Origin of the sequence: Pseudomonas putida (assembly GCA_029953615.1) — a bacterium.
In the GTDB taxonomy this organism is placed as follows: Bacteria; Pseudomonadota; Gammaproteobacteria; order Pseudomonadales; family Pseudomonadaceae; genus Aquipseudomonas.
In genome coordinates this window covers 5,332,819-5,348,480 of record CP124529.1, presented here as the reverse complement: position 1 = coordinate 5,348,480, position 15,662 = coordinate 5,332,819, and the positions used below count along the sequence as shown (strand labels likewise).

The window sequence follows — 15,662 nt, the reverse complement described above, 5'->3', positions numbered from 1 at the left end:
GGTGTGTGCGCCAGGCACGCCCACCATCAACCTGAGCGATGGCAGCAGCCTCAGCGGTACCGCCGAGCCGAACAGTACGGTGACCCTCACCGACGGCAGCGGTAATCCGATTGGCGAAGTCACCACCGATGGCAGTGGCAACTGGAGCTTCACCCCAGCCACGCCGCTGGCCAATGGCACCGTAGTCAACGCCACGGCAAGCGACTTGGCGGGCAACACCGGTCCGGCAGCGACGGTCACTGTCGACTCCAGTGCACCTGCCGCGCCGGTTATCAATCCAGGCAACGGCGTGACCATCAGCGGTACGGCTGAAGCCGGCGCCACCGTGACCCTGACCGATGGCAGCGGCAACCCGATCGGCCAGATCACCGCCGACGGCAGCGGCAGCTGGAGCTTTACCCCCGGCACGCCGTTGGCCAACGGTACCGTGGTCAACGCCACGGCAACCGATGCGACCGGCAACACCAGCGCACCGTCGAGTACCACGGTGGACTCGGTGGCCCCGGCCGCGCCGGTTGTCGAACCGAGCAACGGCAGCGAAATCAGCGGTACCGCCGAGCCGGGCAGCACCGTCATCCTGACCGATGGCAGTGGCAACCCGATCGGCCAAACCACCGCCGATGGCAGTGGCAACTGGTCGTTCACGCCGGGTACGACGCTGGCCAACGGTACGGTGGTCAACGCTGTGGCCCAGGACCCGGCTGGCAACACCAGCGGGCAGGGCAGCACCACGGTGGACGGTGTGGCGCCAGGCACGCCCACCATCAACCTGAGCGATGGCAGCAGCCTCAGCGGTACCGCCGAGCCGAACAGTACGGTGACCCTCACCGACGGCAGCGGTAATCCGATTGGCGAAGTCACCACCGATGGCAGTGGCAACTGGAGCTTCACCCCAGCCACGCCGCTGGCCAATGGCACAGTGGTCAATGCCACGGCGAGCGACCTGGCGGGCAACACCGGCCCGGCAGCGACGGTCACTGTCGACTCCAATGCGCCGGCTGCACCCGTCATCAATCCGAGCAACGGGGTGGTGATCAGCGGAACAGCTGAAGCGGGTGCCACCGTGACCCTGACCGATGGCAGCGGCAACCCGATCGGCCAGATCACCGCCGACGGCAGCGGCAACTGGAGCTTTACCCCCGGCACGCCGTTGGCCAATGGCACTGTGGTCAACGCCACGGCAACCGACCCGACCGGCAACACCAGCGCACCGTCGAGTACCACGGTGGACTCGGTGGCCCCGGCCGCGCCGGTGGTCGAACCGAGCAACGGCAGCGAAATCAGCGGTACCGCCGAGCCAGGCAGCACCGTCATCCTCACCGATGGCAGTGGCAACCCGATCGGCCAAACCACCGCCGATGGCAGTGGCAACTGGTCGTTCACGCCGGGTACGCCGCTGGCCAACGGTACGGTGATCAACGCTGTGGCCCAGGACCCGGCCGGCAATACCGGCCCGCAGGGCAGCACTACGGTGGATGCGCTCGCACCCGCTGCGCCGGTGGTCAACCCGAGCAATGGCGCGGTGATCAACGGCACCGCAGAGCCGAACAGCACGGTGACCCTCACCGACAGCAGTGGTAATACGATCGGCCAGGCAACGGCCGACGGCGGTGGCAACTGGAGCTTCACTCCAGCCATGCCGCTGCCCAATGGCACCGTGGTCAACGCCACCGCGACCGATGCCGCCGGCAATACCGGCAACCCCGGTAGCACTACTGTGGACTCGTCGCTGCCATCGATTCCGCAGGTCGAGCCGAGCAACGGCTCGGTGATCACCGGCACCGCCGATGCGGGCAACACCATTATTCTCACCGATGGCAACGGCAACCCGATCGGCCAGGTCACCGCCGACGGCAGCGGCAACTGGTCGTTCACGCCCGGCACTCCGCTGCCGGATGGCACTGTGGTCAACGCGGTGGCGCGCAACCCTGGTGGAACCGAAAGTGCGCCGGCGGTGATTACCGTGGACGGCGTGGCGCCGCCCGCACCGGTGGTCGAGCCGAGCAACGGCGTGGAAATCCGCGGTACTGCCGAAGCTGGCGCAACTGTCATCCTCACCGACGGCGTCGGCAACCCGATCGGCCAGACTACCGCCGATGGCAGCGGCAACTGGGCCTTTACACCTTCGACCCCCCTGGCCGATGGCACCGTGGTCAACGCCACGGCGACCGATCCGGCCGGCAATACCAGCGGGCCGACCAGCGTCACCGTTGACGCCATCGCCCCGGCTGCACCGATCATCAACCTGAGTGACGGCAGCAGCCTCAGCGGTACCGCCGAGCCGAACAGCACGGTGACCCTCACCGATGGCAGCGGCAATCCGATAGGCCAGGTGACGGCCGATGGAAGTGGCAACTGGACCTTCACCCCGGCCACGCCGATTGCGGATGGCACAGTAATCAATGTGGTGGCCCAGGACGCAGCCGGTAACAGCAGCATTCCGTCGAGCACCACAGTGGATTCGCAGGCTCCGGCCGCACCAGTGGTCAACGCCAGCAATGGCATAAACGATCAGTGGCACCGCAGAACCGGGTAGCACCGTCACCCTGACCGATGGCAGCGGCAACCCGATCGGCCAGATCACCGCCGACGGCAGCGGCAACTGGAGCTTTACCCCCGGCACGCCGTTGGCCAATGGCACTGTGGTTAATGCCACGGCAACCGACCCGACCGGCAACACCAGCGCACCGTCGAGCACCACGGTGGACTCGGTGGCTCCGGCTGCGCCAGTGGTCGAACCGAGCAACGGCGCGGCAATCAACGGTACTGCCGAAGCTGGAGCGAGGGTCATCCTCACCGATGGCAGCGGCAACCCGATCGGCCAGACCACTGCCGATGGCAGTGGTAACTGGGCCTTCACGCCTTCGACCCCGCTGGCCAATGGCACGGTGATCAATGCCGTGGCCCAGGACCCGGCCGGCAACACCAGCGGGCCGGCCAGCGTCACCGTTGACGCCATCGCCCCGGCCGCGCCGATCATCAACCTGAGTGACGGCAGCAGCCTCACGTGGTACCGCCGAGCCGAACAGTACCGTGACCCTCACCGACGGCAGCGGTAATCCCATCGGCCAGGCGACGGCCGACGGCAGTGGCAACTGGAGCTTCACTCCAGCCACGCCGCTGGCCGATGGCACCGTGGTCAACGCCACGGCAAGCGACCTGGCGGGCAACACCGGCCCGGCAGCGACGGTCACTGTCGACTCCAGTGCACCTGCCGCGCCGGTCATCAATCCAGGCAACGGCATGACCATCAGCGGTACGGCTGAAGCCGGCGCCATAGTGACCCTGACCGATGGCAGCGGCAACCCGATCGGCCAGATCACCGCCGATGGCAGCGGCAACTGGAGCTTCACCCCCGGCACGCCGTTGGCCAATGGCACTGTGGTCAACGCCACGGCAACCGACCCGACCGGCAACACCAGCGTGCCGTCGAGCACCACGGTGGACTCGGTTGCTCCGGCTGCACCAGTGGTCGAACCGAGCAACGGCGCGGCAATCAGCGGTACATGCCGAAGCTGGAGCGAGGGTCATCCTCACCGACGGCAGCGGCAACCTGATCGGCCAGACCATCGCCGATGGCAGCGGCAACTGGAGCTTCACCCCCGGCACGCCACTGGCCAATGGAACCGTGGTCAACGCTACGGCAACCGACCCGGCCGGCAACACCAGTGCGCCGTCGAGCACCACGGTCGACTCGCTGGCCCCGGCCGCGCCAGTGGTCAACCCGAGCAACGGCACCGTGATCAATGGTACTGCCGAGCCGAACAGCACCGTGACGCTCACCGACGGTAGCGGTAATCCTATTGGCGGGGTCACCACTGACGGCAGCGGCAACTGGACGTTCACACCTGCCACGCCTCTGCCCAATGGCACCGTGGTCAACGCTACGGCGACCGATGCCGCCGGCAACACTGGCACCCCTGGTAGCACTACGGTGGACTCGTCGCTGCCGTCGATTCCACAGGTCGATCCGAGCAACGGCTCGGTGATCAGCGGTACCGCAGATGCGGGTAACACCATTATCCTCACCGACGGCAACGGTAACCCGATCGGCCAGATCACCGCCGACGGCAGTGGCAACTGGAGCTTCACCCCTGGCGTACCGCTGCCGGATGGCACCGTGGTCAACGCGGTGGCGCGCAACCCTGGTGGGACCGAAAGTGCGCCGGCGGTGATTACCGTGGACGGCGTTGCGCCGCCCGCACCGGTGGTCGAGCCGAGCAACGGCGCGGAAATCAGCGGTACTGCCGAAGCTGGCGCAACTGTCATCCTCACCGATGGCGTCGGCAACCCGATCGGCCAGACTACCGCCGATGGCAGCGGCAACTGGTCGTTCACGCCCGGTACGCCGCTGGCCAACGGCACGGTGATCAACGCCGTGGCCCAGGACCCGGCCGGCAATACCAGCGGGCCGGCCAGCGTCACCGTTGACGCCATCGCCCCGGCCGCGCCGATCATCAACCTGAGTGACGGCAGCAGCCTCAGTGGTACCGCCGAGCCGAACAGGTACCGTGACCCTCACCGACGGCAGCGGTAATCCCATCGGCCAGGCGACGGCCGACGGCAGTGGCAACTGGACCTATACCCCAGCCACGCCGCTGGCCAATGGCACAGTGGTCAATGCCACGGCGAGCGACCTGGCGGGCAACACCGGCCCGGCAGCGACGGTCACCGTCGACTCCAATGCGCCGGCTGCACCCGTCATCAATCCAAGCAACGGTGTGACCATCAGCGGTACGGCTGAAGCGGGCGCCACCGTGACCCTGACCGACGGCAGCGGCAACCCGATCGGCCAGATCACCGCCGATGGCAGCGGCAACTGGAGCTTCACCCCCGGCACGCCGTTGGCCAATGGCACTGTGGTCAACGCCACGGCAACCGACCCGACCGGCAACACCAGCGTGCCGTCGAGCACCACGGTGGACTCGGTGGCCCCGGCCGCGCCAGTGGTCGAACCGAGCAACGGCGTGGAAATCAGCGGTACCGCCGAAGCCGGCGCGAGGGTCATCCTCACCGACGGCAGCGGCAACCCGATAGGTCAGACCACTGCCGATGGCAGTGGCAACTGGGCCTTCACGCCTTCGACCCCGCTGGCCAATGGCACGGTGATTAATGCCGTGGCCCAGGACCCGGCCGGCAACACCAGCGGGCCGGCCAGCGTCACCGTTGACGCCATCGCCCCGGCCGCGCCGATCATCAACCTGAGTGACGGCAGCAGCCTCAGTGGCACCGCCGAGCCGAACAGTACCGTGACCCTCACCGACGGCAGCGGTAATCCCATCGGCCAGGCGACGGCCGACGGCAGTGGCAACTGGAGCTTCACTCCAGCCACGCCGCTGGCCAATGGCACAGTGGTCAATGCCACGGCGAGCGACCTGGCGGGCAACACCGGTTCGGCAGCGACAGTCACCGTCGATTCCAATGCGCCGGCTGCACCCGTCATCAATCCAGGCAACGGTGTGACCATCAGCGGTACGGCTGAAGCCGGCGCCACCGTGACCCTGACCGATGGCAGCGGCAACCCGATCGGCCAGATCACCGCCGACGGCAGTGGTAACTGGAGCTTCACCCCCGGCACGCCGCTGGCCAACGGTACCGTGGTTAACGCCACGGCAACCGACCCGACCGGCAACACCAGCGTGCCGTCGAGCACCACGGTGGACTCGGTGGCCCCGGCCGCGCCAGTGGTCGAACCGAGCAACGGCGTGGAAATCAGTGGTACCGCCGAAGCCGGCGCGAGGGTCATCCTGACCGATGGCAGCGGCAACCCGATAGGTCAGACTACTGCCGATGGCAGTGGTAATTGGAGCGTCACCCCAGCCACGCCGCTGGCCAATGGCACGGTGATCAATGCCGTGGCCCAGGACCCGGCCGGCAATACCAGCGGGCCGACCAGCGTCACCGTCGACGCCGTCGCGCCACCTGCTCCGATCCTCAACCCAAGCAACGGGGCGGTGATCAGTGGTACCGCTGAAGCCGGGGCCAAGGTGATTCTTACCGACGGCAGCGGCAACCCGATCGGCGAAACGACCGCCGATGGCAGTGGCAACTGGACCTTCACGCCTGCGACCCCTCTGGCTAACGGCACGGTGATCAACGCCGTGGCCCAGGACGTGGTCGGCAATACCAGCGGGCCGACCAGCGCTACCGTTGATGCTGTCGCGCCGCCTGCGCCGATCATCACCCCGAGCAACGGGGCAGTGGTCAGTGGTACTGCTGAAGCCGGTGCCAAGGTGATCCTGACCGATGGCAGCGGCAACCCGATCGGGCAGGTCACCGCTGATGGCAGCGGCAACTGGAGCTTCATCCCTGGCTCGCCGTTGGCCAACGGTACCGTGGTCAACGCCACGGCAACCGATGCGACCGGCAACACCAGCGTGCCGTCGAGCACCACGGTGGACTCGGTTGCTCCGGCTGCACCGGTGGTCGAACCGAGCAATGGCGCGGCAATCAGCGGTACTGCCGAAGCTGGAGCGAGGGTCATCCTCACCGATGGCAGCGGCAACCCGATCGGCCAGACCATCGCCGATGGTAGCGGCAACTGGAGCTTCACCCCCGGCACGCCACTGGCCAATGGAACCGTGGTCAACGCTACGGCAACCGACCCGGCCGGCAACACCAGTGCTCCGTCGAGCACCACGGTCGACTCGCTGGCCCCGGCCGCGCCAGTGGTCAACCCGAGCAACGGCACCGTGATCAATGGTACTGCCGAGCCGAACAGCACCGTGACGCTCACCGACGGTAGCGGTAATCCCATTGGCGGAGTCACCACTGACGGCAGCGGCAACTGGACGTTCACACCTGCCACGCCTCTGCCCAATGGCACCGTGGTCAACGCTACGGCGACCGATGCCGCCGGCAACACTGGCACCCCTGGAAGCACTACGGTGGACTCGTCGCTGCCGTCGATTCCACAGGTCGATCCGAGCAACGGCTCGGTGATCAGCGGCACCGCCGATGCGGGCAACACCATTATCCTCACCGATGGCAACGGCAACCCGATCGGGCCAGGTCACCGCCGACGGCAGTGGCAACTGGAGCTTCACCCCTGGCGTACCGCTGCCGGATGGCACCGTGGTCAACGCGGTGGCGCGCAACCCTGGTGGAACCGAAAGTGCGCCGGCGGTGATTACCGTGGACGGCGTTGCGCCGCCCGCACCGGTGGTCGAGCCGAGCAACGGCGTGGAAATCAGCGGTACTGCCGAAGCTGGCGCAACTGTCATCCTCACCGATGGCGTCGGCAACCCGATCGGCCAGACTACCGCCGATGGCAGCGGCAACTGGTCGTTCACGCCCGGTACGCCGCTGGCCAACGGCACGGTGATCAACGCCGTGGCCCAGGACCCGGCCGGCAATACCAGCGGGCCGACCAGCGTCACCGTCGACGCCGTCGCGCCACCTGCACCGATCCTCAACCCAAGCAACGGGGCGGTGATCAGTGGTACCGCTGAAGCCGGGGCCAAGGTGGTCCTTACCGACGGCAGCGGCAACCCGATCGGCGAAACGACATCCGCCGACGGCAGTGGCAACTGGGCCTTCACGCCTGCGACCCCGCTGGCGAACGGCACGGTGATCAACGCCGTGGCCCAGGACGTGGCCGGCAATTCCAGCGGGCCGACCAGCGCTACCGTTGATGCCGTCGCGCCGCCTGCGCCGATTCTCAACCCGAGCAATGGGGTAGTGGTCAGTGGTATCGCCGAAGCCGGGGCCAAGGTGATCCTCACCGACGGCAGCGGCAACCCGATCGGGGAGACGACCGCCGATGGCAGCGGCAACTGGGCCTTCACCCCCGGTACGCCGTTGGCCAACGGTACGGTGGTCAATGCCGTGGCCCAGGACGCGGCCGGCAACACCAGCTCGCCAGTGGTCAGCACTACGGTGGACACGGTCGCACCTGGCCAGCCGACGGTTGACCCAAGCAACGGTACCGAGATAAGCGGTACCGCCGAAGCCGGCGCCAGGGTGATCCTCACTGACGGCAGCGGCAACCCCATCGGTCAGACTACTGCCGATGGCAGCGGCAACTGGGCCTTCACGCCTTCGACGCCGCTGGCCAACGGCACGGTGATCAACGCCGTGGCCCAGGACCCGGCCGGCAATACCAGCGGGCCGACCAGCGTCACCGTCGACGCCGTCGCGCCACCTGCACCGATCCTCAACCCAAGCAACGGGGCGGTGATCAGTGGTACCGCTGAAGCCGGGGCCAAGGTGGTCCTTACCGACGGCAGCGGCAACCCGATCGGCGAAACGACCGCCGACGGCAGTGGCAACTGGGCCTTCACGCCTGCGACCCCGCTGGCGAACGGCACGGTGGTCAACGCCGTGGCCGAGGACGCCGCCGGCAATACCAGCGGGCCGACCAGCGCTACCGTTGATGCCGTCGCGCCGCCTGCGCCGATTCTCAACCCGAGCAATGGGGTAGTGGTCAGTGGTATCGCCGAAGCCGGGGCCAAGGTGATCCTCACCGACGGCAGCGGCAACCCGATCGGGGAGACGACCGCCGATGGCAGCGGCAACTGGGCCTTCACCCCGGTACGCCGTTGGCCAACGGTACGGTGGTCAATGCCGTGGCCCAGGACGCGGCCGGCAACACCAGCTCGCCAGTGGTCAGCACTACGGTGGACACGGTCGCACCTGGCCAGCCGACGGTTGACCCAAGCAACGGTACCGAGATAAGCGGTACCGCCGAAGCCGGCGCCAGGGTGATCCTCACTGACGGCAGCGGCAACCCCATCGGTCAGACTACTGCCGATGGCAGCGGCAACTGGGCCTTCACGCCTTCGACGCCGCTGGCCAACGGCACGGTGATCAACGCCGTGGCCCAGGACCCGGCCGGCAATACCAGCGGGCCGACCAGCGTCACCGTCGACGCCGTCGCGCCACCTGCACCGATCCTCAACCCAAGCAACGGGGCGGTGATCAGTGGTACCGCTGAAGCCGGGGCCAAGGTGGTCCTTACCGACGGCAGCGGCAACCCGATCGGCGAAACGACCGCCGACGGCAGTGGCAACTGGGCCTTCACGCCTGCGACCCCGCTGGCGAACGGCACGGTGGTCAACGCCGTGGCCGAGGACGCCGCCGGCAATACCAGTGGCCCGGTCAGTACCACGGTCGACTCGGTGGCACCATCGGCACCACTGCTGAGCATCAGTAGCGACGGTGCGCTGCTGACCGGTACCGCCGAGCCGAACAGCCAGGTGCGTATTGTGATCGATGGCGATACCGCAAACCCGATCACGGTGAATGTCGACGGTAGCGGCAACTTCAGCCTGCCGTTCGCACCGCCGCTGATCATCGGTGAGCTGATCGCCGGGGTCGCAGTGGACGCTGCGGGCAACGTCAGCGGGCCAGCGACGATCAACGCGCCGGACCTGGCACCGCCGACCATCAGCGTGCCAGAAGCCGCCGATACCTGGATCAACGCTGCCGAAATCAGCGATGGCATCCAGGTCGACGTGACGATACGCCCGACCATGCAGGTCGGCCAGGTGATCACCGTCGCCTTCGCCGGGCAGAACGGCTACGAGACGCAGGCGACGCACACCATCACCGCTGGCGATATCCTGGCCGGCAGTGTCACCGTGACCATTCCCCCTGGCGATGGCATGGGGCCGTTCCCGGAGGGCGCCTCTACCGTCACCGCAGACATCAATGGCGGAACTGCGTCGAGCCCGGTGCCGTTCACTGTCGACACCATCCCGCCTGCGACCCCGGTGCTGTCGCTGGTGGGCAGCATCCTGACCATCTCCACAGATCCGGGAACCGAACTGACGGTCGAAGTGGACATCGGCGGCGTCACCGCCACCGCCACGGTGACTGCCGACAACAGCGGGCTGGCCTCGCTGAATCTGCTTACCGACCTGGACATCGACCTTACCCTGGACCAGTTGCTCAATGCCCAAGTCTCCGTGACCGGTGAGGACCCGGCCGGCAACCCGAGCAATGTGGCGACCATCGGTGTCGGCAGCAGCATCGAGCAGCCCGTTACCATCGGCAACTTCGGGGTCGACGTCAGCCTCAACCCGCTGAACCCGCGGTTCGGTTTCAGTGGCACCACCGAACCGGACTCCAGCGTGGTGATCCGGGTCATCACCCCGGCGCTAAACGTCGAGCTGCTGCCGATCGCGGCGGACAGCTCTGGCAACTTCTCGCTGAACCTGCTGAGCCCGACCGTCCTCACCCAGTTGGGGTTGAACATCACCGATATCCTTAACCTCGGTTCGCAGATCTCGTTCAACATCGTCGCTACCGATACCAACGGCAACGACAGCTCGGCATACGGCATCACCCTGACCCCGAACGGGCTGTCAGTGAACATTGGCCAGATCGACGTCAACGGCACCTCGGGGGACGATGTCATGTCCGGGGCGAGCGGCAGTTCGGAGCACATCAATGGAGGCGATGGCAACGACCTGATCTTCAACGTGGGGACCGGTGATCACGTGGTGGCAGGCAACGGCAACGATGCCGTCCAGATCACCGCGACCGACTTCGTCAGCATCGATGGCGGCGCGGGCTTCGACACGTTGGTCCTGGCCGACGGCATCGACCTCGACTACAACGCCGTCGGCGTCGGCACGCTCTCCAACATCGAGCGTATCGACCTCGGCCGGGGCGACTCGGGGAGTGTGCTGACCCTGACCGCAGCGGAGGTCGACGCCATCACCGATGCCAACAACGTGCTGCAGATTACCGGCGAGAGCAACGACACCCTCAACGTGGTGGGTGCCGTGAACACCGGGACCACCCAGCAGCTCAACGGCATTACCTACGATGTCTACAGCTTTGGCAGCAGTACCCTGCTGATCGAGGACAACACGGTACAGGTTGTGGTCTGATGCGCGGCCTGTCCGTGCTCAAGGGAAGGCGCCGTGGCGCGGGAGCCCTTTGGCTCCTGTGCTTCGGGCTGCCGTTATCCACTTCGGCAATTCCTCTCGACCAGGCGGTGCGGGAGGGGTTGGCGATCCACCCGCAGGTGCGTTCGGCGATGGCCGAGGCGGACCGTGCGGGCACCGAGGTAGAGATCGCCAAGGGTGGTTACTACCCCTCCGTCACGATGTCCGGAGGGCCGCAGGAGTTCGACGTTGGCGAGGTCGTCTACGACCTCACCGTATCGCAGATGCTGTATGACTGGGGAAGGGTGACAAGCAAGGTCGACAGCGCCAGCGCAACCCGGCGCAAGCTGTCCGAGGCGGTGCTGGTGGCGCGCGACGATGCGGCGCTGGATATCGTCGAGACCTACCTCGACGTGCTTGCCTCGGAGCGCCGGGTGGAGACGGTGCGCCAGCACATCCAGCGTCTGGACCGCATCCGCGAGATGACCCAGGCGCGCGGCAGTGATGGCTACGCCGACCGTAGCGAACTGGACCGCGCCAACCTGGAACTGGCACGCGCCCAGGAACAACTGTCGCTGGAGAAGGGCAACCTGCAGGACGCACGCAACCAGTACGCGATCCTGGTTGGCCAGGACCCCTCCGAACTGGTGGAGCCCGAGCCGATGTCGCTGCAGCGCTACCTGGCTGCCAGCGACGTGGCACGGGTGATCCGTGAATCGCCGTTGCAGCGCAAGGCACTGGAGGACGCCAATGTCGCCGAGGCGCAAGTCCGCGAGGCCAAGGCTTCGTTGCTGCCGCAGTTGAACCTGGAGGCCTCCGCGTTGCGCCGGGAGATCGGCGGTCGCCCGGAAAGCGACTCGGTGATGTCGCTGCGCTTTCGCATGGACACCTTCCAGGGGCTTTCCAATTTCCGCCGGCCGACCGCTGCGCAACAGCGCCTGGAGTCGGCGCAGTGGACGGCCGATGCGATGCAGCGTGATATCCGCCGGCAGTTGCAGACGCTGTTCGACAACAGTGACACGCTGCGTTGGCGGGAGCAGTCGCTTAGCCAGCAGGTGACGGAGGCGGAACAGGTCGGCGAGCTGTACCGCGAGCAGTTCGAGGTCGGCCGGCGTGACGTGATCGACTTGCTCAATGTGCAGCGCGAGCGTTTCGAGGCCGAGCGGCAATTGATCAATCTGCACATCGAACGCAAGCGTATCGAGTACCGGGCGGCCGCGCAGGTCGGTCTGTTGGGGGCTCTACTGGAGAATCGGTTGAATCATGGAAGTTGAACAAGCCCCAGATAACGTTTTGCCCCTGAACCACGACGACCCGCTGCGCCAGGGCCTGCTGCTGCTGTGCCGGCAACTGGGCCGGCCGCTGGGCGACGCCGAGCTGGTCGATGGCCTGGCGCTGGAGCACGGACGCCTGCCGCTGCGGCTGGTCGTGCGCGCGCTGCGCCGTGCCGACCTGACTGCCAGGGTCGCGGAGCTGCCATTGCGGCACATGGACGCCTACCTGCTACCGGCCCTGCTGCTGCTCGGCGATGGCCGCAGCCTGCTGCTGGTTGGCGTCGAAGGCGAGCAGTGCGAGGTACTGGTGCCGCAGAGCGACGGTGGCCGTGAATGCATGGCGTTACCCGCGCTGGAGGCGCTTTACAGCGGCACGGCGGTGTTCGCCAAATGCCGCTATCAACCCGACGGCCGAGTCGGCGACTACGCCAGCAGCTTGCCGGAGCATTGGTTCTTCGGGCCGCTCAAGCGGCTCTGGCGCTCCTATGTGGAAGTCACGGCGGCGGCCCTGGTGGCCAACGTCCTCGCGGTCGCTTCGGCGCTGTTCGCCATGCAGGTGTACGACCGCGTGGTGCCCAACGCGGCCTTCGATACCCTGTGGATACTCGCCAGCGGCGTGGCCTTGGCAATCATTGTCGACGGGGTGTTGCGGATCCTTCGCGGGCACCTGCTCAACGTACTTGGCAAGCGCCTCGACCTGCAGCTGTCGAGCCTGCTGTTCGCTCGCGTGCTGAGCACCCGGATTGCCGCCAAGCCGGCGTCGATTGGGGCGTTCAGCACCCAGGTGAGGGAATTCGAGTCGGTCCGTGAGTTCTTCACTTCGTCCAGCGCCGCGCTGATCAGCGACCTGCCGTTCGTGGCCATCTTCCTGTTGCTCATCGCCGTGATCGGTGGCCATGTGGTCTGGGTTCCGCTGGTGGCCTGCGTGTTGATGCTGCTGCCGGGGTTGCTGACCCAGCGCCTGCTGGGGCACCTGTCGCGGCAGAACCTGCGCGAGGGGGCGATGAAGAACAGCGTGCTGCTGGAAGCCTTCGAACACCTGGAGACGGTGAAGGCCGCGCGTGCCGAAGGCCGTTGCCGCCAGCAGTGGGAGACACTCACGGGGGAACTGGCCGGTACCGCGATGAAGACCCACGCCTTGGCCTCGACCCTCAGCTACTCGGCCAGTATCGTCCAGCAGCTGTGCTACGTCGGGGTGGTGGTGTTCGGCGTCTACCGCATAAGCGACGGGGCGATGACCGTCGGTGCCCTGGTGGCCTGTTCGATCCTTGCCTCGCGGGCCATCGCCCCCTTGTCCCAGGCGGCCGCCATCCTCGGCCGCTGGCAGCACACCAAGGTTGCACTGGAGGGCCTCGACCAGCTGATGTCGGCCGAACAGGAGCGTCCCGTCGGCAAGCGCTTCGTGCACCGCGAGCGGCTCCACGGGCATTACCGCCTGGAGGGGCTGCGGCTGGCCCACGGCGACAGCTCGCCGGTGGTCGATGTGCAGGCGCTGAGCATCCAGGCCGGCGAGCGGGTGGCGCTGCTCGGCGGCAATGGAGCGGGCAAATCGACCCTGCTGCGGCTGCTCAGTGGCCTTCTCGACGCGCAATCCGGCCGGCTGTTGCTGGACGATATTGCCCTGAGCCAGCTCGACCCGGCCGACCGCCAGCGCGGCATCGGCTACTTGCCACAGGACGTGGCGCTGTTCCACGGCAGCCTGCGCGAAAACCTCAACCTGGCGAACGCTGCGTTGAGCGACGAGGAATTGCTGGAAGCCCTCGACGGCGTGGGGCTGGGCACTTTCGTACGCGCTCACCCGTTGGGCCTGGACATGCCGATCCAGGGCAACGCAAGCCTCTCCGGCGGCCAGCGTCAGGCTGTCGGGCTAGCCCGGGTACTGTTGCAGGACCCGCCGATCCTGTTGCTCGACGAGCCGACGGCGGCCTTCGACCAGAACAGCGAGAAACAGGTGATCGACTACCTGCAGAAGTGGCTGGGCCGGCGCACACTGATCATTACCACCCACAAGAAAAGCGTGCTGGCGCTGGTGGACCGTGCAGTGGTGCTGCGCAATGGCCAGGTGATCATGGACGGCCCGCTGAATCAGGTGGTGCTGGGCAACCAGGTGCAGGCGCCACAGGTCGCCGAGGGAGCGGGTCATGGCTGCTGAAAATTACTCTGTACAGCTGCGCCGGCAGTTGGCCGATCCCTTGCTGGCGACCACTCACCCGGTCTACCGTCCGCTGCTCTGGACCCTGCTCGGCAGTGTCTTGCTGTTCGTCGCCTGGGCCGCCTGGGCGGAACTTGATGAGGTGACGCGCGGCGACGGGCGCGTGGTGCCGTTCAGCCGCATTCAGAAAATCCAGAGCCTGGAAGGCGGCATTCTCGACCGCCTGCTGGTGCAGGAAGGCGACCTGGTGGAGGTCGGGCAGCCGCTGCTGCGCCTTGACGAGACGCGCTTTCTCACCAATTTTCAGGAGTCGGCCAACCAGGCCGGCGTGCTGCGGGCGGCCATCGCCCGGCTGGAAGCCGAGGTGCTGGGCAAGGCGGCCATCGAGTTCCCGCCCGACATCGATCCGCAGGGGCCGCTGGCGCGCTCCGAGCGCGAGCTGTTCAAGTCGCGACGGGACAAGTTGCTCGAAGGTAGCCAGGCGATCCAGAGACAGATCAGCCTGGCCCAGAGCCAGCTCGACTTGGTCCGCCCGCTGGTGGCCAAGCGTGCGGTGAGCCAGATGGAGGCGCTGCGGTTGAGCCAGGACATCGCTACCCTCAACGGCAAGCTGACCGAGCTGAAGAGCAGTTACTTCCAGGACGCCTACACCGAGCGCTCACAGCGCAAGGCCGACCTCAGTGCGCTGGAGCCGATTGTGCAGCAGCGCCAGGACCAGTTGCGCCGTACCGGAATCGTTTCGCCCGTGCGTGGGCGGGTCAACACCGTGCTGATAAACACCCGTGGCGGGGTGATCCAGCCCGGCGAGGCGATCATGGAAGTGATTCCGGTGGAGGACCGCCTGCTGGTAGAGGCCAGGATCAAGCCGCGTGACGTGGCCTTCCTGGTGCCGGGCATGCCGGCCAAAGTGAAGATCACCGCCTACGACTTCAGCATCTATGGCGACCTCAAGGGCACCCTGGAGCAGATCAGCGCCGACACCATCGAGGAGGACACGCCCCATGGCAAGGAGTCGTACTACCAGGTGCTGATCCGCACTGACGGTAGCCAGCTCAAGCGCGGCGAAGAGGTGCTGCCGATCATTCCGGGCATGGTTGCCGAGGTGGACATACTCAGCGGCAAGCGCAGCGTCCTCAATTACTTGCTGCGCCCGCTGATCAAAGCCCGTCTCTACTGACCCCGACCAGGCGTTTGGAACGGGAATTGCTGCATTGCTGAAAACCTGTGCATTTTGGGGATACGGCCATGCTTCCGGAAGATCTGTACGTCATGTTCCTCTTCGCCGTTGCCGTACTGGCCCTCGATGTTGCAGCCATCGTGCTGTATCGGGGGGCCAAGCCCTGACCCCGGGTTTCGGGGACTGTCACCCTGAACCGGGTTTTGTTCTACAGTGCAGGGAGG

At 66.7% G+C, this 15,662-nt stretch carries 6 protein-coding genes and 4 pseudogenes; all 10 read left to right on the top strand.

The features are described 5' to 3' along the window. Position 1: 1 nt before the first annotated feature. The 10 genes and pseudogenes from QIY50_24470 to QIY50_24425 all read left to right on the top strand — a co-directional run bounded on the left by QIY50_24470 (position 2) and on the right by QIY50_24425 (position 15,438). Positions 2–2,536 (top strand): Ig-like domain-containing protein, encoded by a 2,535-nt coding sequence (locus tag QIY50_24470; protein ID WGV20384.1) that lies wholly within the window; start codon positions 2–4, stop codon positions 2,534–2,536. A gap of 34 nt (positions 2,537–2,570) precedes the next feature. Next, positions 2,571–3,059 carry an Ig-like domain-containing protein gene (locus tag QIY50_24465; protein ID WGV23112.1) on the top strand — a complete coding sequence of 163 codons (489 nt, stop codon included), beginning with the start codon at positions 2,571–2,573 and terminating at the stop codon, positions 3,057–3,059. Next, a pseudogene (locus tag QIY50_24460) lies at positions 3,034–3,141 on the top strand (hypothetical protein). Before QIY50_24465 ends, QIY50_24460 begins: the two are co-directional and overlap by 26 nt. Before the next feature lie 102 nt (positions 3,142–3,243). Next, a pseudogene (locus QIY50_24455) lies at positions 3,244–3,387 on the top strand (Ig-like domain-containing protein). Beyond that, a pseudogene (locus QIY50_24450) lies at positions 3,374–3,634 on the top strand (Ig-like domain-containing protein). Before QIY50_24455 ends, QIY50_24450 begins: the two co-directional pseudogenes overlap by 14 nt. Then, complete coding sequence (locus QIY50_24445; GenBank protein WGV23111.1) at positions 3,629–4,537, top strand: Ig-like domain-containing protein; 909 nt, start codon at positions 3,629–3,631, stop codon at positions 4,535–4,537. The pseudogene QIY50_24450 and the gene QIY50_24445 overlap by 6 nt, the downstream one beginning before the upstream one ends. After that, positions 4,512–10,838 (top strand): annotated as a pseudogene (locus QIY50_24440) (Ig-like domain-containing protein). The gene QIY50_24445 and the pseudogene QIY50_24440 overlap by 26 nt, the downstream one beginning before the upstream one ends. Beyond that, on the top strand, positions 10,838–12,109 hold the full coding sequence (locus QIY50_24435) for a TolC family protein (protein ID WGV20383.1): 1,272 nt from the start codon (positions 10,838–10,840) through the stop codon (positions 12,107–12,109). Before QIY50_24440 ends, QIY50_24435 begins: the two are co-directional and overlap by 1 nt. Continuing rightward, positions 12,099–14,261: a type I secretion system permease/ATPase gene (locus tag QIY50_24430; protein WGV20382.1), complete on the top strand. Its 2,163-nt coding sequence runs from the start codon at positions 12,099–12,101 to the stop codon at positions 14,259–14,261. Before QIY50_24435 ends, QIY50_24430 begins: the two co-directional genes overlap by 11 nt. Then, entirely contained in the window at positions 14,251–15,438 is a 1,188-nt protein-coding gene (locus tag QIY50_24425) for an HlyD family efflux transporter periplasmic adaptor subunit (GenBank protein ID WGV20381.1), read from the top strand. The genes QIY50_24430 and QIY50_24425 overlap by 11 nt, the downstream gene beginning before the upstream one ends. Positions 15,439–15,662: the final 224 nt, after the last annotated feature.